This window comes from Aeromonas sp. SER, assembly GCF_038739615.1.
Lineage (GTDB): Bacteria > Pseudomonadota > Gammaproteobacteria > Enterobacterales > Aeromonadaceae > Aeromonas > Aeromonas jandaei.
Genome location: NZ_JBCGFC010000004.1, coordinates 40,296 through 59,652, shown reverse-complemented (window position 1 = coordinate 59,652; position 19,357 = coordinate 40,296). Strand labels below are relative to the sequence as shown.

At 44.2% G+C, this 19,357-nt stretch carries 17 protein-coding genes; 13 read left to right on the top strand and 4 right to left on the bottom strand.

What is annotated here, in order from left to right; translation table 11 throughout:
* Window positions 1-6 precede the first annotated feature (6 nt).
* Complete coding sequence (locus AAHA41_RS07540; RefSeq protein ID WP_323069372.1) at window positions 7-1,593, bottom strand: hypothetical protein; 1,587 nt, start codon at window positions 1,591-1,593, stop codon at window positions 7-9.
* A gap of 157 nt (window positions 1,594-1,750) precedes the next feature.
* On the opposite strand from AAHA41_RS07540, the gene AAHA41_RS07535 reads away from it, so the two are divergent.
* The 10 genes from AAHA41_RS07535 to AAHA41_RS07490 all read left to right on the top strand — a co-directional run bounded on the left by AAHA41_RS07535 (window position 1,751) and on the right by AAHA41_RS07490 (window position 11,806).
* Entirely contained in the window at window positions 1,751-2,779 is a 1,029-nt protein-coding gene (locus tag AAHA41_RS07535; protein WP_136502030.1) for a hypothetical protein, read from the top strand.
* 254 nt (window positions 2,780-3,033) lie between these two features.
* Window positions 3,034-3,882, top strand: a complete 849-nt coding sequence (locus tag AAHA41_RS07530) for a Dam family site-specific DNA-(adenine-N6)-methyltransferase (RefSeq protein ID WP_323071432.1) — start codon at window positions 3,034-3,036, stop codon at window positions 3,880-3,882.
* A gap of 120 nt (window positions 3,883-4,002) precedes the next feature.
* Window positions 4,003-4,713: a hypothetical protein gene (locus tag AAHA41_RS07525; RefSeq protein WP_323071433.1), complete on the top strand. Its 711-nt coding sequence runs from the start codon at window positions 4,003-4,005 to the stop codon at window positions 4,711-4,713.
* A gap of 8 nt (window positions 4,714-4,721) precedes the next feature.
* On the top strand, window positions 4,722-5,123 hold the full coding sequence (locus tag AAHA41_RS07520) for a hypothetical protein (protein ID WP_323071435.1): 402 nt from the start codon (window positions 4,722-4,724) through the stop codon (window positions 5,121-5,123).
* Window positions 5,124-5,431: 308 nt separating this feature from the next.
* A complete protein-coding gene (locus tag AAHA41_RS07515; protein ID WP_323071436.1) occupies window positions 5,432-6,403 on the top strand; it encodes a hypothetical protein in 972 nt (323 codons plus the stop codon).
* Window positions 6,404-6,684: 281 nt separating this feature from the next.
* The gene (locus AAHA41_RS07510; protein WP_323071437.1) at window positions 6,685-7,602 is read left to right on the top strand and encodes a hypothetical protein; all 918 of its coding nucleotides are present in this window, start codon (window positions 6,685-6,687) and stop codon (window positions 7,600-7,602) included.
* Between the two features lie 84 nt (window positions 7,603-7,686).
* Entirely contained in the window at window positions 7,687-8,790 is a 1,104-nt protein-coding gene (locus AAHA41_RS07505) for a hypothetical protein (protein WP_323071439.1), read from the top strand.
* 44 nt (window positions 8,791-8,834) lie between these two features.
* Window positions 8,835-9,935 (top strand): hypothetical protein, encoded by a 1,101-nt coding sequence (locus tag AAHA41_RS07500; protein ID WP_323071441.1) that lies wholly within the window; start codon window positions 8,835-8,837, stop codon window positions 9,933-9,935.
* An 86-nt stretch (window positions 9,936-10,021) separates the two neighbouring features.
* A complete protein-coding gene (locus tag AAHA41_RS07495) occupies window positions 10,022-10,771 on the top strand; it encodes a HEAT repeat domain-containing protein (RefSeq protein WP_323071443.1) in 750 nt (249 codons plus the stop codon).
* Window positions 10,772-10,801: 30 nt separating this feature from the next.
* Window positions 10,802-11,806: a hypothetical protein gene (locus tag AAHA41_RS07490; protein ID WP_323071444.1), complete on the top strand. Its 1,005-nt coding sequence runs from the start codon at window positions 10,802-10,804 to the stop codon at window positions 11,804-11,806.
* Window positions 11,807-11,848: 42 nt separating this feature from the next.
* Here the strand turns inward: AAHA41_RS07490 and AAHA41_RS07485 are convergent, their stop codons facing one another.
* Window positions 11,849-13,027 carry a tyrosine-type recombinase/integrase gene (locus tag AAHA41_RS07485; protein ID WP_323071446.1) on the bottom strand — a complete coding sequence of 393 codons (1,179 nt, stop codon included), beginning with the start codon at window positions 13,025-13,027 and terminating at the stop codon, window positions 11,849-11,851.
* 406 nt (window positions 13,028-13,433) lie between these two features.
* Between AAHA41_RS07485 and AAHA41_RS07480 the strand changes: the two genes are divergently transcribed.
* Window positions 13,434-14,105: a type II CAAX endopeptidase family protein gene (locus AAHA41_RS07480; protein ID WP_323071506.1), complete on the top strand. Its 672-nt coding sequence runs from the start codon at window positions 13,434-13,436 to the stop codon at window positions 14,103-14,105.
* A gap of 597 nt (window positions 14,106-14,702) precedes the next feature.
* Window positions 14,703-15,515 (top strand): hypothetical protein, encoded by an 813-nt coding sequence (locus tag AAHA41_RS07475; protein WP_136502020.1) that lies wholly within the window; start codon window positions 14,703-14,705, stop codon window positions 15,513-15,515.
* 6 nt (window positions 15,516-15,521) lie between these two features.
* On the opposite strand, the gene AAHA41_RS07470 is transcribed toward AAHA41_RS07475, so the two are convergent.
* Together AAHA41_RS07470 and AAHA41_RS07465 are read right to left on the bottom strand one after the other, a co-directional pair.
* Entirely contained in the window at window positions 15,522-16,802 is a 1,281-nt protein-coding gene (locus tag AAHA41_RS07470; protein ID WP_136502019.1) for a CHC2 zinc finger domain-containing protein, read from the bottom strand.
* Window positions 16,803-17,074: 272 nt separating this feature from the next.
* The gene (locus AAHA41_RS07465) at window positions 17,075-17,773 is read right to left on the bottom strand and encodes a hypothetical protein (protein WP_323071508.1); all 699 of its coding nucleotides are present in this window, start codon (window positions 17,771-17,773) and stop codon (window positions 17,075-17,077) included.
* A 447-nt stretch (window positions 17,774-18,220) separates the two neighbouring features.
* Here AAHA41_RS07465 and AAHA41_RS07460 point away from each other — a divergent pair, with 447 nt between their 5' ends.
* Window positions 18,221-19,348: a ParM/StbA family protein gene (locus AAHA41_RS07460; protein WP_323071509.1), complete on the top strand. Its 1,128-nt coding sequence runs from the start codon at window positions 18,221-18,223 to the stop codon at window positions 19,346-19,348.
* The last annotated feature ends 9 nt before the right edge of the window (window positions 19,349-19,357 follow it).

The window sequence follows — 19,357 nt, the reverse complement described above, 5'->3', positions numbered from 1 at the left end:
TCCAAATCAAATTTTATAGGTGCGACGATTGGTGCGAATTACATTTCCGCAATCGTTGTTGTTGGTATTGATTAGGGTCGCATTATGATTTGAGGTCGATTGGTTTGTAGCAATCTCGCGAGCCTCTGCGATCGTCTTTTGGTTGAATGTAACTACATTTTGAACCTGATGACGACGGACTCTGGCTTGATCTGGCGCAACCCTTGTGGGTGTGGGTGTGGGTGTTGCTTGATCTACGACTAATTGTGATGCCTGGGCCTGAGCGCGGGCTGACCGGCTTAAGTAGTCATCAGTCCAATGCGACTCAACTGATGACATTTGTTTGTCCAGTTTCGCAAATATAGCATCCATCTGTTCTCGGCAAACTTCATTCATCGCTTGGGAAATGCGCGACCCTGCGCCAGTTTTTTTCCTGGTTAGTTGTACCTGCGTTGTGGTTTGAGTCATTTGGCAGTCGTTAATCAACGTGTCAGCATCTTTTCCGTTTGCTCGTAGTTTATTTGATACTGCTGTACGCATCGCCTCAAGGTCATAATCGTACTTGGTCTGCACAATGAATTTTTTTGGGTCGAGACCGGACTCAGTGCAAACAGCTAACAGTTTTTGTTCGTTGATGACCGTTTTGGTTCGGCGAGTGTATTCGACGGGCCCGAGACTTACATGTGTGGTTGCTTCAGTCGGGTCGACTGGTACGGTAAGCGAGCCTTTAAGCTGTTCAGATGCCTCTGTCTCAAGTTTTGTTGCATAGTCTCTGATGCCCTTTGCTAATGTGAAACGGCGAACGGCTTCTATATCGTCGATGCTTAGCTGGGGATACAGCCGATTCAAATCTTCATAATCCCACTTGTCCGGGTAGCAGTTTTCGACAACCCTGCGCCACCCATCATTCAAAGCTGGCCCGACTTCATTCATAATTGCTTGGTTGGGAGCCGTCTGATGCTCAATGAACGAGTGCGCCAGCATGTTGTAGTTGCAGACGATAACGCCAGCAAGAGGGTAGCCAGCAAGCTCAGCGGCCTTCATGACTACTTGATGCTGGCATTGTTTTGAGAATGACAGTTGACTGTACAACGCTGACTGGGGATCGCTTGGAATGCGTGTAAAGATCCCATACCGTTCACCATTAATTATGAATACATCATGAGGATGAGTGCTTAGACTGGGGATCTCGGCGTTACGATAAGCTGATATTGCATCGGCTGCTACCAGATCCCGCTGGACGTCCTTTCCTTGCTCATTGAGGTACTCAATATAAAGGTCACGAATATGTGATCGGAAGGTCATTTCTCGCTTGAGCTGAGGACTCAAAATGAAGGGGGGGGCAAGCAGCATTTTCTGATCGATTACTTTGGCTGAATCGAAATCTGAATAGTCGAGTTGAAAGTCTGGATGCTGGCGCTGACAGAGCCATTCACGAAGCATGACCCCACCTTCAGCATCACTGAATCGAGAGAGCGAACTAGCAAGCTTATCAGGTGACAACGGCATCTTGTCATTGGCTAGATAGACCTGCAGCCATGCATCTAACCGCTCCTTGGTGATATGGCTCGCTTGTGGAAGCCCTTTGATTGCCTCTATGTAGGCATCATGCATAACGCCCCCTTACTCTTGGTGTTTTAATGATAGTATTAAAACGATGATAGCATGTTTATAATGCCGTCTACAGTAGATTTGTAGCCTTCAAGAGTTGAAGACGGTGACATGGTGTAAGCTATGCCAGCATGCAAAAGTGATACCTAACGAGGTAAAAATGAAAGAAGACGCGGCCCACCATCTAGACGCCTCATTAACCCTATCGGACCTCCAGGCTTTAGCTGTAGATAGCAAGTCATCTGTAGAGGTACTCAAGGATATTGAGGCAATGAACATCAACAGCTTGAGCCGACTGGTGGCTGCCAACCCGAATTCACCACCAGAGCTTCTCGAAGTTATACGATGCCACAATGGATACTCGGCAGATGTGTATGAGGCCGCCCTGATTAACCCCAATGTGTCGCTTAAAAGTATTCAAAATGAAGTTGCTCGAGCGGTAGATGGGAAGGCGTATGTATTGAAGCAGATTTTGAATAGTCATAGCATTACATCTCACGTTCTTTGCCTTTTTGGTTCTGCAATTAGTGCTCTAAACGAGAATGTGCCACAGCGCACAGAATTACTCTCCGATGTAATTAAACACCCATGTCTTGTTGATGACGATTTTCATCGACTGGCTGGTGAGATTTTGGTCGATTTTGGCCATAACCGAAAATTTGCGGAAGGTGTTCATTCGCTAGCTGCAAGCAAGAGAGAGCTTGCTCATGATCAGCTTGAGAAATTGGCATCATTTCAAATCGAATCACTGAACACTAGACTTGCCAGTCGCCCTGACATTTTTAAAAGCTCGTCTGTTGTGAGTCTGATTATGCAAGTAGGGGGTAGTGGACTTGTTCCTATACGTCTTTTCAAAAACCCATGTTTAGATCTCAGTGTATTGCTTACAGGTGATGTTTTTTCATCAGCCACTCCTGAATGGATTGGAAAATTGTTCAAACACTTGGAATCGCGTTTAAAAGAGCAAGATCCAAAGATTTTTGAAGCGATTGGTCAGGGGCTTTTGGATTTAGACCGACAAATGCCTAGCGCCCTGGGAGATGTCATGCTGGCCCATGGCCACGCGGAGCTGTACCAGTCAATTCAATCCATTTTTCTAGCACAGAAAGTCGAGTCGATTGCATCAAAAGGCTCGATTGAAAGCCTGCCTGATACGCTGGAGCTAACTCGGCCAGGACGCCACTTATAGGGTGTTTAAGTACACGGAGTGGTTTTTGTGGGGTGATTCCTATGCCAGCATACATCTATTTTTGTTCAAAAATTAAAGTTCAGCCATCGAGTCAGTATTCAGTTGAGCAGGAACTGCATTCCTCAATCAAAACTATGTTTATATGATACCTTTTAAGGTATTATTTTTGTCGTTGTAAGTAACTGTTTCGAGCTGGTTGTAACATGGTTTTGTGTGACAACTGGCATTTTTGAAGCACAACCAGATGGCATGCTATGGCTACGCAAAAATCATTTTTGAAATGGGTAGGTTCAAAAGCTAGGTTGATTCCTGATCTTATGCAGGTTCTTCCAAGGAGTGGGGCGGTTTTGCGAGAGCCATTTGCTGGTAGCGCAACTATTTTTATGAACACAGACTATGAGACCTATCATCTTAATGATGCCAACATAGACCTTGTTAATACGTTTCGGTTCCTGGCTAGTGATTGCGATGCATTCACTAATGAATTGCGTTCGTTGTTTATTGGTGGGAATTGCGTCGCTACCTATCAACAGCGAGTGAAACAATTCAATGATGCTTGTGATTCTAGAGAGAAGGCCCTTCTGTTCAATTATTTAGTCAGACACTCTTTCAATGGCTTATTCCGAGTTAACCAAAAAGGTTTTTTCAATGCGCCCTTTGGTAACTATGCGAAAGTTTGCTTTCCTGAGCGAGAGATGGCGTTTTTTGCAGAGAAAGTGACAAGGGCCAAAGCCGTTTATTTTACTGCCAATGACTATCAAGACTTTTTGAAGTTGCATATAAGCCAAGCTGATGAGGGGGATGTTTTATATCTCGATCCGCCTTATGTTCCCTCGAGCCAAACCGCCGATTTTTGTAGCTACACTGGGTCTGGTTTTGATGGTTTTCATCAAAGAGTGTTACATCAGTATGCTTTGATGTTCGTTGCTGCTGGTAATCAGGTTGTGTTGAGCAATAGTGATACTGCGATGACTCGTAAATTATATAGTGGACAGGATATACACGTAGTGGACGTCCGTCGAAGCATTTCCTGTAACGGGAGTCGGCGCGATAAAGTTCGAGAGCTCATCGTTAATTATGAACAAAGACATGTGATAGACTAGGCGATCGGGCTTGGCTAGGTGGTAGCCGTACTGCTATGCCAGCATACAAATACTATGGCACTTTAATGCTACTAACATCGAGTTTCTTCAATTGCCATAAATGGTATATGGGGGAGGGTTATGCAAACCGTTGCTGACATTTTGAAAATACGCAATTCATTGCAACCAAAAATTGTACGGCAGAGGCTTTACCATGGCACCAATGTCGAGTTTGATACCTTTGCCATAACGGGAAAAAGACTTCCAGCAATGGGATATGGGCATTATTTAACGCCAAACATAGAAAAGGCGATGCAGTATGGCCATATTGTGATGACTTTTGATGTTGCTGCAAACTTGTTGAATTGGAAGTCTTTGGATGATTTGGAGCGTTCAGCTATTGAATTTTTGTTGATTGAATCAATACCGAAGGAGCGAGTTGCTGGTTTTTCAGCGCTTGAGCAGAAGTTTTTCACTGGAGCAGAAACGACTGAAGCCAAAGCGTTTTATAGGGATTGCCGTGAGAAAACAAAAGATTTTTGGCACGACCGTGCAAAGGCTCAGGTCTTGCCCCAAAACGGGGGGTACATAATTCAATGGCGAAATGGCCATGACTTAGCAGCTGCAAATAGTGAGCAGTTGATGGGGCTGGCGCAAGAGTATCGTCATGATATTGCTAGAGAGCTCGGCTACCAAGGCGCCCAGTTCGGAGATGAGGTTGTGGTTTATTCTGCTGAATGTGCAGTTAAAGTGAACATCGCGCCAGACGTAACAGGGTGTTACGCTCAGAGCTCCAGGCCTAAAGAAAATGATAGTGTGTTGCAATTGAATCGGTCTGATATGAGACCGTAGTTAATGATATGGCTGATAACAATGCAGGAGTGATGATGGAAGTAATTGAGAAGGGTCTGCCTCGAGCGATGGGGGCTGAGGCGTTCAAAACATTACGTCAAGAGTTCGGTAATGCTCCGATCGGTGAGAGTATTGTTGCCACACTGGTTGCCAAAACATGGGGGAAATCAGTTAACTTGAACTGCTTTTTTCACCAAGAGGCTACTGGCAATAAGTTCATGATCAGTGTGTTTAGAGAACATGCTGGACAACGCTATACGGACAGAGCCGGGGATGTTGATTTCTCTGTGGTAGGCAACGAAGGATCCATTTATGAGTTGACCATCCGAAAGAGTAGTAGAAGTAAATTCCCCGCACTTATAAGCGCCAAGCTAGTCGAGGCTAAAGCACTCGACTGTGAAGTAACGTAGTGGTGTGTAGTGGCTATGAGACTGAACTGACAATAACGGGGGGATCTCCAGGAGCATGAAATTAGTGATAACTTATATTATCACCATATTTAGAGTCAGTGTGATTCGGCAGCGTGCCGGTCTGTTACGCCTATATATGGGGTTATCGGCGTCATTTAAGTTTGCATGCTTGGCCCTTTACGTTAGCCCTGATAATTTCAAATCTTAAATGCTACCAAAAAAGCATTTGTTCGTTCATCCTCAGTAATGCTGGTGTTACGATACCGCTTGAATGCATTTTCTTTACTACTGTGGATAGAGGCGCTTTTATGCAGCAACGTCATGATCTTGATTCTCTTGGTTACAATGGTCTGCTCGAATTGGCACACCAACAGGATTGCCCGGATGAGGTTTTTAATCGACTGTTAGATCGTTATGCTGTCGATGATATGTGGGCTAAGCGGATCGTAGAGCATCCTAATGCTCAAACTGGAACAAAAATGCGAATAATGGAGAAGGGTTATCATCTTAAAGCTCCTGGAGTTGCGGAAGCTTTGTTGTCAGCACTTCCCAGTACAGCGCACCTTGTCGATGAATTACGAGTGGCCTATGCTGATTATTCATTAAATTTAAACGCTGTTGGTGTGAAGACTGGCGTGTTAGAACAACACAGCTATCCCCTGCTCCACTCTGCTGTTGGCGATCTGATCAAGCCTGAGTATCACCTCGGGAAAGTATTACCGGTAGATGGTGCGAAGTTAACACCTTCAGACGCCAATGACCTGGTCACACAATTTTGCAATGCGTACAAAGACTATCCTGGTACTAGCGCAATCCCCAATTTTGTGACGAGCATCCTGCAACGCAGTGACAGACTTAATGATCAGTCTATTTGGCATCTTATTGAACTTGAAAGTAGTAGTTCATCTCCTCGAAATTTCCTTACCAGCGTCAATGATGTAAACGCGATTTTGCGCCAGAAATCCTTGAGTGAAAATGTTATTGGCAAGGCGCTTGAGCGTTCTTCGGGGGTCATCTATGGGTTCCAATCAGTCTTAAAAGAAAGCTTTATTTATGCCTCAGATCAGATACAAAAAGTGGTCAGGAGCATCGGGGTTTCACTGGACGATGCAGATATCAAGGCGGCCAGACAGAAACAAGCTGGTGCTGAACAAAAATCCAAGTTTGGTTTACTGGGTGTGATCGAAGACATCACCCATAGAATTGCCCCTTCTGGTGCTGGTCATATCTCTGACAACGAGGCCAGAGAGAAGCACCCGAGTTATCGACCGAGAATGTGATATAGCCGCGTCATCCTCGTGTCTATACCCTCCCCCTACTTAGCCCCAAGTGACGAAGTCCTTGGGGTTTTTACGTCAGCATTGGTCTCAAAGTATGCCCTGTGTGTGATGTTTAGAGGTCAACAAACCCCCTGAAGAGAAATAAATGCTTAAATGCCACTAAAAAAACATTGTTTCATGTTTTTGACGGTGGAGCCTGGTGTTAGGATGTCAATTGCTATTCGCTTCCCCTTTTGCATATGGGGTAGCGGTAAAAATTGAGATTATTACAGGTGGAAAAAATGATTAAGACGATAGCGGCTGGCAGCACATTCTACAGAGGCGCAAAGGATGCAATGCAAAATGGAGTTCAAGGTGCAAGCCTTGATCGTCAGCCACGGCACTATGCTGATCCTCTCGCGGCTAGTTACGACATGCTTTCTTCTGGTACAACATTGTATCGACCATCCAAACCAGGCTCTCTATCTCAAGAGTTCACGATTTACTCAGCGTTGGGGGCGCCTTTAAATGAGCAGCTATCTGTGGTCAAGGGATTACTGGAGCGCAATGGATATACGTTCAGAACGCAACCAGTTGCTGGCTCGGAGCTGATGACAGTTTCTGTTCCTCAATTCAATGGCCACGATGTGAAGGTTACATCGCGAGACATTATCGGATTAGCATGTAGGACCCTTGGTTATAAATTCAACGCTGAAGTTAACTTCACTCTATATCACGAGAATGGGAAGGCAATCGCACAGTCTGAAGCCGTGTCCGGGTATCTCGGAGTGTCAAAGTTGCTTGAGGATGTGAGACTTTTAGATCTAAATACACCTGAGGCTAAGCAAATATTATCAACCTTAGGGACAAAGGGTATTGTAGATAAATGCCAGGAGCTGGGGTGTGTAGGTGTTTATAGAACAGAATCAGTTCATACTCATGACTCAAGTGTAGTAGATGTTCCAACGATAACAATGCTCCATGGACATGAGAGAAAACTGACCGGGGTGGTAATTAAAGCCGTGGCACCATTGTCTAGCAATCATATTGATATCATGAACTTCAGAGATAATGCGATGGGGCAAATTGGTGCTGGCTCCCCTCCTCCCAAGTTCGGATTGCATGACTCGATAAAAGCCGCTAATTCATGTCCTGGCCTCCCTGATGTTGTCTTGGCTGGCGATCATCAAGCAAATAGGGCGAAATTCAGAATGAAGTAGCTAGCTATAAAATAGATACCAGGTGAGGTGCTGCCTCACCATCTAATGGATTTCAACAACTTGAGATTGATAGAGAGATCACCAATGAATGATGACATCGCGATGCGCCGGGCAAAGGATCCTACCACCTCCTCACAGGACCTAGAGGAACTGGCCAAGCATGAAAATCGTTGGGTAAGAGCTTATGTGGCTGAAAATCCGAACGTAAATGTCGATACATTGAGTAAACTCGCGAAAGATGATGATTGTGTGGTCATTAAAGCGGTGATATCTCAGCCTGCAACTCCCACATCCGCACTTGAGTTTATTGTTAAAAATCTGCAAGGCACAGCGGATATATATACGATCCTAAATCGACCAGCCATTGATGAATCATTGCAGTTGTTACTGGCGAGCCATGAAAGTGAAGATGTAAGGGTGGCTTTAGCTGAACACAAATCAACATCTACTGATGTACTTAAATTATTGATGGGATGCAACTCCAGTAGAATAAATTCCAGAGTTGCAGAAAACCAAAATGCCAATGAAGACATGTTGAGGCGGTTGCTTAGGCTTAATGCTTACCACGTGTCATTAAACCCATCTTTACCTCCTCAAATGATGCGCGAAATGCTATCCGATGTGAATAACCGAAGGGTGTTTTCGGTGCCGATCGTTAAAAATCCAAATTGCCCAGATGATCTTCTGGCGCAAATGGCTGATGTAAATAATTGGCTGCCACACCAAGATTATAGTTCAACTGAAAGAATTGACCTCTTATGGGTAATGGCAGGTAAGTCACGAATCAATGACTCGACATTTAAAATTTTAAGAAAGGGAGATATACAGGTTCGCGAGCGACTTGTGAACAATCCAACAATACATCCAAAATATTTAGCTTTAATGGCACTTAAGGATGCATCTAAAGCGGTAAAATCAACAGCTATTCAGGCTATAGACTCATCTGAACACATAGTGGATTTGATTCGACATGGTGAATTCAGCCTTTCTGATGTGTGTATCGAAGACAGGAAGCAAAGAATGACATTTGGCGATTTCATGCTCAAGATTAATATGGTAGAGCGATATCAAGAACTCCAGAGCTATGAGTTGGAGGCTGTAATCAATAATAAAATTGCGGCCCCGCTTGCTACCGCCATGCCAAATGCTGGATGGGAACCGAGTATGGCCGGAAAAATGCACATGTAAAATGCACCGTTGCTATAACGGTTTTGAATGTATCCGGAGTGAAGATGAACTTAATGGATCAAGATGAAGACCTTGAACACTTATTGGCCGCAGCTCAAGATCCTGACGTTCTTGTGCGCAATACTATAGCTGGCGATTCAACGATCCCCCTGTGTGTGCAGCAGGTGCTTGTTACCGATACAGACAAGTCTGTCCGTCTTCATCTTGCCCGTAATCCATCGGTTGATAGCTCAATACTGGAGATCCTCGCAACAGACGATTCAGATGAGGTTCTTTATGCTGTCGCTGCTCATTCTGATGCGCCGAAGCATATTCTCTATGACATGGCTGATTCAGAAGATTTCCGTTTGCGTAATGCTATCGCCTCGAACGTGAATTGTCCGGTAGATGTTCTTTGCCTACTTGCTAAAGATGCCATCCCAATTGTTAGAGGTCGTGTTGCTCTGCATAAATCCACCCCAAGAGATATTCTTGGACACTTTTGCGAAGACACATCACTTGCGGTTAGGCAAAGTTTGGCACGAAATCATAGCTTACCCAGTGATCTGATTGACCAGCTTGTATTGTTTGCAGAGCAAGATTGTGCCGTTTATTTATCTCAACATCCAAATGTCGCTATAGAACATCTGGTTCGATGGGCTGATGAGCCAGATTGCCTGGTTAGGCAAGCGGTTTCCCAGCATCCATCAACGCCAGTGGAGGTACTAGACCAGTTAGGGGATGACCATGATGTCTTCGTCCAGAATTCGGTCCTTGATAACCCTAATGTGTCAGAAGATACCTTGAGTAGAATGGCCGAAAGTGATTTTTCCGGTATTCGGTCTAAAGTTTGCGGTCACAGGAATGCCCCACTGAATTTGGTGCTAGATATGGCTAACAACGATCCAGATGAGGATGTACGGCAGGCCGCGTGTATTGGGATGATGCAGATCGGTGACGACGTATATAGGGGGGCAATAGCAGATGAGGTCATCTCCCTAAGTATGCCATTTGGCCCTGGCAGACAAACTCTTGGAGACCACTTGCTCGATGCTGGCCATACTGATTTTTACCAACGCCTGCAATCCATTGAACTTGAGTTGAGAGTTGCAGCATCGGGAGCTGCTTTACCTAGTGTGCAGAAGAAAAACAGTTTTAGGATGTGAGTGAAGTGAGGATACCTTTAGTTACTGATCTTGTGGCATTAGCCCAAGCGCCAGAGACTCCAGCTGAAATACTTCGTGGATTGGTTTTGGATCAAGATGATCAGGTCGCCATGCTGGTCGCTGTTCACCCTAACCTCCCTGATTCTGCTCATGACGCATTATCATTGCACCCTTCATGTGAGGTGAGATTGATGGCCGCACGAAGGGAGAGGATTACTGAGCGCGCCCTATTGCTGTACTCACTCGATCAATCGCCCCTTGTGCGCAAAGCAGTAGCCGAATCTTCAGCTTCAACGCCATCTGTTCTGACCAAGTTGATAAGTGACAGTAATGAAGAGGTCCGCCGAGCTGTGGCATCAAGTAAAAACGTGACAGATGCAATTCTGCGTTATTTCTCAAATGACATCAGTCCAATGGTTAGGGCCGCTGTGGCCGAAAGCCCTACGGCGTCAGGTGATGTTTTGGCGCGGCTTGCATGTGATGAATCAGTAGTTCAATGTGCAGTCGCCTCCAATCCTTTGACTCGCATTGATACACTCTTTTGGTTGATAGTTGATGATAATGATGACCGAGTCGTTGAAGAATGTATAAATGCCCTACGAGTGCGCCCTCTTGAGTCTTGGATGCAGCTAGTTGGTGAGCAAAAAATTAATCTGCAAAGTCGCGCAGGGATTGAAGATAGCGACATGCAGTTAGGTGATTGGTTATTGGATAAAGGGATGACCGATTGCTATCAATGGATCCAGGCGGCGGAGTTGGCCATCAAGGTAGAACAGCATGCCGTTGCTAGTCAATGTGAATCGACCGTATCAAGTCGGGTGAGATTTAGTCTGTGAAAGGCAGAATAACTTTGAAGGAATTATGTGATGAGTAACCACACGTATGGGTTAGCCATGAAGAGTTCAACTGGCGTTGAAACCCTCCTCTTGCTCACCGATGACCCAGATAGTGCTGTCCGGCGTGCTGTTGCAATTAACCCTATAAGTAATGAAGCGGTACTGCGCAAGTTGGCTGGAGACTCTGCTTCAGAAGTGCGCAATGCGGTCATTGGGCATCATTCCGCCCCGGATGACGTCATCTTGGGATTGCTATCGGGTGCATCGTTGGCAGCTAGATGTAGTCTGGCTCAAAAGCCTAAATTGAGTCTTAAGGTAATTGAAGCGCTGTTTTTTGATGGAAATGAAAATGTTTTGTCACGACTAGGCCGGAATGAGGCAACTCCTAATGAAATTTTAAGTAAGTTAGGCGCTCACAGTAATCCTGAGATCAGGGCGGCTGTTGCATGCAATCCCGTGTGCAGTATTGAGCTGTTAATGAGCCTCTCTAACGATCCTGATTCAAAGGTTGTTGGCAAAGCGGCTAGTAACCTAAGTATGCCTAGTTGGCGCTTAGATGAGTTGGCCAGGTTAGATGGTGACAAGTTCAATTCAATTAAACTATTTATAGCAAACAACCCGTCAGCTGAAAGCCGCACTTTAATGTGGCTTTTCGACTTGTCTTCAAAAAAAGGCATGTTGCTCCGAGCGCTATGTAAGCATCAGAATTTTCCATTTGAATTGAAGCTTAAGGTTGCATTACTTAATGAAAATCCCAAAATAGTGGAAGAATTACGTAGTGACATTTCATTGAAATCCGACCAATTTTGGATGGATTTGGCATCAGGTAGTGAGTTGTTTTTGAGCTCAGAGATCGCCCATGACGGGAATGTTTGTAGTTTTGGAGATGCACTCATTAACGCAGGAATGGTAAATGTTTTTCAGATTTGGCAGAGTGTGGAATTGGCCAAAAGCATTGACGGAAATCAATCCATTTCGCTATCAAATAGTGAGTCAGTTCCAGTCAACACAGGAGCAAAAAGGCTTCATTTTTAGTATTAATGCCGCACAGCGGCATTAATTTTTCACATTGAAATGTCAAAACCCGTCTTGCAAAAGGACGGATGAAGACTCTTCGGCATCTATGTTTCTGGTATAGCGCAACACCATTGCTTCATTGGTCCAACGTCCAGCATGCATGATGTCCTGGATTTTTACTCCGTCAGTTATGCGCAAATCCTGTGCTGCACCGATCCTAGCTGAGTGCGCAGTAAATGGTCTTCCTTGCCTATCATTGTCATTTGTCAATTCCCACGCCTCATTGAATACATGTCGGATAGATTGAACCGTCAATGGTTTTATTCGTCGAATTGATTTTTTCCCATTGGATGAAACTGAGCCAAATAAATAACCCTTGTCTGTTATTGAACGACCATCAGCAGCCAAGTATCGATAGACATGAATCATCTGTCGTTCAATTATGAATACAGAGTCAGGATTGCCAGAATGATTTGTCTTGGAGACCGGTATTGTCAATACAGCGCCTCTTTTACTATTTATTTCGAAATGTTCAAGTTTCACCCTGGCTAATTCACTTCCTCGCAATAAAGTGCTATAGGCGAGCACCATCATTGCCAAATCACGCATTTGTTTAAGTGTTGCGTTTTCCCCTCCCCACTTTTGCACAAGTGTCTTCATGGCAGATTTACGCATGGCGGTAGCTTGCTGAGTTATGTCATCATGAACAAAGACAAGATCCCTTTTTAATTTTGATACCAGGCCCTTTATGCGTTGTTCTTCTGTCGGGTCAGGACAGCCTCCTTCGCGATGAAATCGTCTAATTGCCCACTGATCCATAACTAAGCTATGCTTGCTCACACCACTATTGAAACGATGGTTCAGGTAGTTCTCTACCGTTTCAATGGAGGCTGGCAGCGTACTGTAGATGCCATTGCTTTCACACCATTTGACAAATACATTCCAGTTAGACATCAAAGATCTCACTGTATTCGAGCGGTCTTTAGGTGAGTCTAAAGCACCAACACGATTTTTGAAATCTGCTATGAACCGTTTTATAGACTCCTGAAGTGTCGGTGATGTTGTAATGTCGATCCCACGCATCCTACTCATGCGAATTAATTCGGCCTGGTCAGATGGAGTTATAATGCTGAAATCAATGCCTGACAGCAATGATTCAACCCTGGGGTCTAGGCTATAGGCAATCACTTCACTGTGGGTGAGGTTATGTGAGTGGCCAATAATGGCAGGCAGTTTCATAGTGATTTTACAAACAAATGGTGAATGTTTGTCAGTGCAATGACGCAAATCATTTTAAACACCCCTTGGTATTGTTGTGCCAATTAAATTTGGTCAACATAATAAATTATTATATGCTGTATATAAAAACAGTACCACGAGGTGTTTTCAAGGTCAAATGGATAGGCATCTATGATTCTTTGGGGCGATTTTCTTGATGAAAAATAGTCGTTTCTGAAAAACAACATGCGCTTTTACGTATAATTTGGCACCCTGTAACAGTAAGTGCCGCCCAGTGAATTGCGTACCCCTGTAAGTGGATATGCATAAAACCTACCATCACCGGGCGGCAGTAATAGCCTACTTGATGATAACTAGACTCGCAATACGCTTGTGGGTGCGATTTAAAATGTGAGGGAAATTAATTGTGACATTGTTCAAGGAATGCTACAGGATCGGCTACAGATTCATTTTGTTTGCAATTGCGCTTTTGGTTTGGTTCGGATGGCTTCATTCAATGCAGTATGCCACCGCACTGTCTATTCAGTATGGATTGGGTAATTACTATTTGGCCTTGGGGCATATGGCTGGGCTGGGCTTTTTGCTGGTGGTTTTAGCCCCCTATCATAGATGGGTTGCTCCATTGGGAGTGGGTAGAGTAATGCAAAGATCATCTGCCTGGCCGACAGTTGCAGTGATTCTTGTGTATTTGGCTGGGTTCATCTACAGCAAGTTGCTTTCTGAACCCCCAGAACAATGGGTTTTAGATCTGCTAAATAGACCAGCAAAAGAGTTATCAGTTGTATTCATCACCATCTTCTTGTTGGCTCCAGTCGGTGAGGAGATCTTATTTAGAGGGATGATGCTGAACGCCTTCAAAACATCGCGCAGTTGGACAATTTGGTTGGGGGCATGTCTTGTCGCAGTTTTATTCTCGCTTATACATAAGCAATACAATAACATCAGCACTTTTGTGGAGTTCGTAGCCCTGTCAGGCGTTTACACTTGGGCAAGGATTCTGAGTGGAGGGCTTTTGCTTCCAATATTGCTGCATTCATTATCAGCACTAACAGCAGTGATCCTGATTTATTTTTATTGATAGTATGTGGCCCAGTCGTTGTCCTGGGCTTTTTTGATCATGCCACGCCCTCGCCCCCGTCCTCCTCTGTAGAATGCCATATCGTTCATTTTTGTGATGCAACTTGCACTTGGATTATAAATTAGTAGTCCGTTATCTCTCACTCCCCTAGCCCAGCGTCCATCAAGTCCCTCCACAGACGCACTCTCAGCTTATTGGTGTGCAAACTTAATTGATCAAAAACCACCCTTGCGTACAAGTTTTGTCGTGCAAAAACAATCTGAAAACCATGTTGATGGGAGTTATTAACACACTTTGTTTAATTTTAATTAGATCTACTCAGTTAAATATATGTTAATTGCGGGTCCGGTGATGGCCATGTGTTGTGCTGGGCAATCAATAGCCATCACCTACCCTGCCGTCTTCGCCGATCAGACTGTAAATACACAACTGCGCAACCGGATATTTTATGTTAAATTGGCTTCGGCAGGTCAGCTGTGGCGGGGCTTTGCGGCCAGGTCCCATTCTTGTGACTCATTTTAAGCCCGAGTAAATAGGAGCTGCAGATCTTAAAACAACCCAGTATAGTAGCTGCAGGGATTTCAATGAGTCGCAGCTATGAGTTTGGAACTAAAGGCAGGGACGGTTTTGTATAGCGGGTGTAACTCGAAATTAGTTCACTCCATGAAACTCAAGTCCTTAGCTATCGTGGACTCACCGGTCGTTGCTGCGCGTTTAGTTTTTACAAATAAATATTACGTTATCTCGAAACTGTTTCAGGATAAGATTGGTGGGTTTGAGTTTGTTGCGACGTCCAATAGTCGACATTGCTCAAACTTGGAAATAAAGACGCTACTTGAAGACAATGGTTTTGAGTTTATCCCTACCCTGAAGTCAGGCGGCATTGTTTATTATAGCCCACGATTTGAGAATAAGTTCGTCACCGTAACTGGGAGCGATGTGGTTAAAATTCTGGTCAATAAATACAGTTACACATATGACCCAGTTGCTGTTCTTCGCGTCTATACAGACCATTGTGGAAGAACTCTTTCGTTTAATGATGTTAACAAAGGATACCTTGTTCACCTTAAACTTAAGACTGATATACGAATTGAGAAAGTAGATGATGATTGGATTAATCATGACTCATTTGATGAGGTCGCTAGTAAGTTGACTACAGGTGTTATGCACGGATACTTTAGAGGTGCGCGGATTAACTGTGGTTTATCTGGATTTCACTATTATTATCAATTTCTATTGTCGCCATTTGCATTAGGCCTAGTGGAAGTGGAGTTAATCCCTATTGAAGCTCCGTCATTTATATCTCCAAGGAGCATCTCATATATAAATGACGTGCTAGCTAAACATGACCGAAATGAAGAGGTTAAGAATGATAACGTGGCCTACCTGCCAACCTCTAGGCCACGATAGAAAAAGCTATATTTTTAAATTAGCTCGCCTGGCTGGATTGTAATTGCTTTCGGAGGCGTCTAACTTTGTAGGCTCAAGTGTAGGTGATGGATTATTGAATATATGATGGTTCTTTGTGATTGCGTGCCGAACAAACTCAAGGACCTGTTGTTTAAGCATCAATGACGCAAATCGATGTTGGTCTGGTCTAATTTTCAGGTCGACCATGTTTTCATTCAACAACCTTTCCAGATCAGCCTGCCGCTCTGGAGCCTCATGCAAGGCAAGTAGCAACCGGCTTGATAGCAGGTTTCTGAGGTATGTTATGAGCCCTTGAGGCTCTGAATTAAAATCATGGGTTACATAAAGTAGATCGCCATCCTTATAAGTCCCCAAAAGTTCCTTTGTTTCTGGTTTAAGACGCTCCGGAATATGGAAAATTATTTTTTCACTGTAGCGAAGTAACGCTGCCTTTGATAGGGACCTTATCTTCATTAGGTTATCTCGATTCATAAATGAAATATGACGAGACTCTGGAATGTGTTGAAAAGAAGCATCCCCGGCTATAAAAACTTCAATTGCATCTGTCTTGCCCCTGCTGATTTTATTGATCCCTATTAGCGGAATGTCAGGGTTTTGAGACCAAACCTCCCCCCCAGGAGTTAATAGGCCGACAATTTCATTGTCTGAGTGTCCTGTAAAAGTAAGCAATGCTGTTGGCTTCTTTAACTCTGATAGGTTGACACCGCAGTAAGTGATTGCCTGGAGAAGCCGCTCTTTAGTTGTATTAGTTAGTAACTTATCTGCATACTCACTTCCTCCCCACCAAATAGGTGTGACGTTTGTGAAGGCGCTCCATTTCTCTTCAATCTGACTCAGTATCTTTTTTTCATATTCACTTGGAGTGTGCAGTGAGCAGGCTAAACTTATATTTGAAAATAAAAGCTTAGCCTCTTTCTTTATGTTTTTAATGGCAATAGCATCTTCTGACTCCGTCATGTTCTCTGGAGTGGGCATTTCGATATGATATTCTTCAGCTAATGCATGCACTGTAGACATGAAATCGAGGCCTGTCGCTCTCATATGTAGCGTTATGACACCGCCATGTTCACCACATCCAAAGCAATGGAAAAATTGCTTCTCCTGTGAGAAGCTTAATGAATCTGATTTTTCCTCATGAAAAATGCAGTTGGCAAAATAATCTCGGCCCTTTTTTTTAACGTCTAAAAGCCTGGATGCATGATCAATTATATCGATACGGCTTTCCAATTCATTGAGAAATGATTTTGGTAGTCGATTTCTGCTCATTTAAGTTTGCCTCAAAAGACCCAATGGCTATTCGGCAATTTCACTCAATGGGAAAGATCCAGCAAGCGAGTACGTGGAGGTGGCTAGAATTTTCGGATGATAAAGCCAGCTCATGTAATCGAAGCGTCTTTACGCACGATTGCCTATGTTTATATGCACCCATATTAGCACTAAGCGTGGTTTTCATAAACTACTGTAAGACAATCAGTCTCGGGTCTTTGATAGATAAAAAAAAGGCTGCATCAAATGCAGCCCTTCTTGACTTCAACTTTTTACATGCTCAGTGAGCGAGAGTGATTCTCATTAGTCTTGTTCAGCGTGAGGTTGTCTACGAGATCGCCACTCGATGATTTGAACAGTGTTCGGTCAAGCTCAAACTTTGCATTCTCGAAAATCGGGCTATAAAAAGTGTCGTAGTTTAAGTTTTCATCCCGGAAAAGGATCCCACGAACACTACGCTTGCCATCATCCTCGATGACTGGGTACACGATCACATCGAGGTGGTTGAACGCTTCATCATTATGCAACTCAGAGACAAAGTCGATGTTCCGAGCGATTTCGCTGCAAAGCATTTTGACAGACGACACGTTTGTGAACGATCGCCCATGCTTGTTCATGAACGCTACAAATAATGGGCAAATCAGATCCGCAATGTACCGATCGATTCTTTCCAGGTGCATGAACTTTGCCTCTGGCAGCTCATCCTTGGTCAGCATGCCATCCGCACAGTTACCTACCACCTCAAAGTTAATTTGGACAAGGTTCGTCCCCATATCGTTCGCATGTCTGAAGGCCAACGACAGTGACTGGGTGCTAGTTGTTTTAGCGCCGTAATAAAAAGATATGCCACCTTTTGGAGCTGACACTCCTGCGGGCAACAAGACATTTCCGACGGTGAAAACTTCGCATGTCGATTCGTCTGTGGTCTTTGTAAAAACAGTTCCGATTAGCGGGATGTTTTTGGGTTTCATGTTCTTCTCCAAATTCAGAGCCATTGCCTACGAGCAAGATGGTTCAGAAATCGCCTGTGTTAGGCTGTGTTCTTCTAGTTTGATATGAGTAGACCCTATGGTCTTTGTATTGCATATATCCATTTGGATTATGCACTTCTTTTTATTATACCTTGTAAGAGTATAGATACTCTAACTCTCATATGTCCACTGTTTAAACATTGCAGGTAAAAAAATTGTAACTATACGTGACAGCATGCGAACAAAACTGACGCGCATAGTTATGCGGAAATTCTGTGCATCATAACTGCCATGCAGAAAGTTAATAGTAGATTAAAAGGGCATTGCATTTAGTGTGGTTGGCAATTGCTTTTCCTTGGCATTTGATTGCAATCGCATTGGATTCATGTTGGTTTTTTTTGATTTTGCTTATATGCTACGTTGAAAGCATTTTAGCTGGAGGTGGATATGAGTTTTCCAAAGGCCGGATTGTCATACGTAGGTATTGACAATGGGTCAAATCAAATCAAGCTTTACACCCAAATCAATGGGCGAGTAGTTACTCGTCAAATTCCTAGCCATGTTGGTTTTGGGCTTGCGAATCTCCGGTCTTCGGAGAAGGATGATGATGACAAAACCACAATGGCAACGAAGGGGGGAGATGGAAAATTAGGCCTTTACCATGTGAATGCTGCTGTGCCATTGGAGACTACTAACGCTGACTACCAATATAACGAAGTCAACCGTATTCTTGTGAACAGGGCTCTTTTTGAGGCCAACCTTGGTGGTCCAGAAAAAACTCTTCATCTATGTGTCGGCCTGCCTATTATGGCCTATTACCACACTCATGATTTTAGCTGGCGCGAAGACAACATTGCCAGAGTGGTTCAAAATCTAAACACACCTGTTTACCACTATGCAGATACCACTCCAGAGGGGGAGGTTAAGCTATCTGCCAGCCCTGTAGCCAACATCAAAAAGGTAGATGTAATGGCTGAAACGGTTGCGGCCTGGATGGATGACCGGATGGTTGTCAATGAACAGGGGAATATCGTCGTCAACAAAGCGATTTCTAAAGAGTCTCGGATCTACATTGATATCGGTGGCAATACTACCGATGTTTTGATTGTCGGAGATTCCAAGATTGATGCGGCATCAGACTCCTTGCAGATAGGTGGTAACCACCTCTTTGATTACATTGGACGAATGATCAGCAGCCGGACAGGCATTCCACGTAATCGTGTCACTCACGCTCAGATTGAGCAGGCACTCAAGACCAATGCGGCACGAACTGCTCACGGTTCGCGCATCGATCTTGAGTCTGACATTGAAGCAATCAAGAACGAGTTCTTCTCAAACCTTCGTCACAGCATCAAAGGCCTAATTGGATATAAGGGCAGCGAAGTTGAACGCGTGGTACTTTTGGGCGGCACAGCCAAGGAACATTACAGTCAACTGCAGCTTTTTGACGAAGATCTTCAAAGGCTCCACGATGAGCCGGTGTTTGCGAATGCTCGAGCTATGTGGAAGCGTGCAAAAATGCTCCACTTAGCTGAGCAGCGGCAGTCTTCACAAGGTTCGGCCAGATCCTCTTGATGTAAACAA

Bases quoted from the DNA above. Each gene is read 5' to 3' on its own strand.
- AAHA41_RS07530 (WP_323071432.1), top strand. From the start codon at position 3,034: ATGGCTACGCAAAAATCATTTTTGAAATGGGTAGGTTCAAAAGCTAGG.
- AAHA41_RS07515 (WP_323071436.1), top strand. From the start codon at position 5,432: ATGCAGCAACGTCATGATCTTGATTCTCTTGGTTACAATGGTCTGCTC.
- AAHA41_RS07465 (WP_323071508.1), bottom strand. From the start codon at position 17,773: ATGAAACCCAAAAACATCCCGCTAATCGGAACTGTTTTTACAAAGACC.
- AAHA41_RS07505 (WP_323071439.1), top strand. From the start codon at position 7,687: ATGAATGATGACATCGCGATGCGCCGGGCAAAGGATCCTACCACCTCC.
- AAHA41_RS07540 (WP_323069372.1), bottom strand. From the start codon at position 1,593: ATGCATGATGCCTACATAGAGGCAATCAAAGGGCTTCCACAAGCGAGC.
- AAHA41_RS07460 (WP_323071509.1), top strand. From the start codon at position 18,221: ATGAGTTTTCCAAAGGCCGGATTGTCATACGTAGGTATTGACAATGGG.
- AAHA41_RS07485 (WP_323071446.1), bottom strand. From the start codon at position 13,027: ATGAAACTGCCTGCCATTATTGGCCACTCACATAACCTCACCCACAGT.
- AAHA41_RS07470 (WP_136502019.1), bottom strand. From the start codon at position 16,802: ATGAGCAGAAATCGACTACCAAAATCATTTCTCAATGAATTGGAAAGC.
- AAHA41_RS07500 (WP_323071441.1), top strand. From the start codon at position 8,835: ATGAACTTAATGGATCAAGATGAAGACCTTGAACACTTATTGGCCGCA.
- AAHA41_RS07475 (WP_136502020.1), top strand. From the start codon at position 14,703: ATGAGTTTGGAACTAAAGGCAGGGACGGTTTTGTATAGCGGGTGTAAC.
- AAHA41_RS07520 (WP_323071435.1), top strand. From the start codon at position 4,722: ATGGCTGATAACAATGCAGGAGTGATGATGGAAGTAATTGAGAAGGGT.
- AAHA41_RS07510 (WP_323071437.1), top strand. From the start codon at position 6,685: ATGATTAAGACGATAGCGGCTGGCAGCACATTCTACAGAGGCGCAAAG.
- AAHA41_RS07525 (WP_323071433.1), top strand. From the start codon at position 4,003: ATGCAAACCGTTGCTGACATTTTGAAAATACGCAATTCATTGCAACCA.
- AAHA41_RS07490 (WP_323071444.1), top strand. From the start codon at position 10,802: ATGAGTAACCACACGTATGGGTTAGCCATGAAGAGTTCAACTGGCGTT.
- AAHA41_RS07535 (WP_136502030.1), top strand. From the start codon at position 1,751: ATGAAAGAAGACGCGGCCCACCATCTAGACGCCTCATTAACCCTATCG.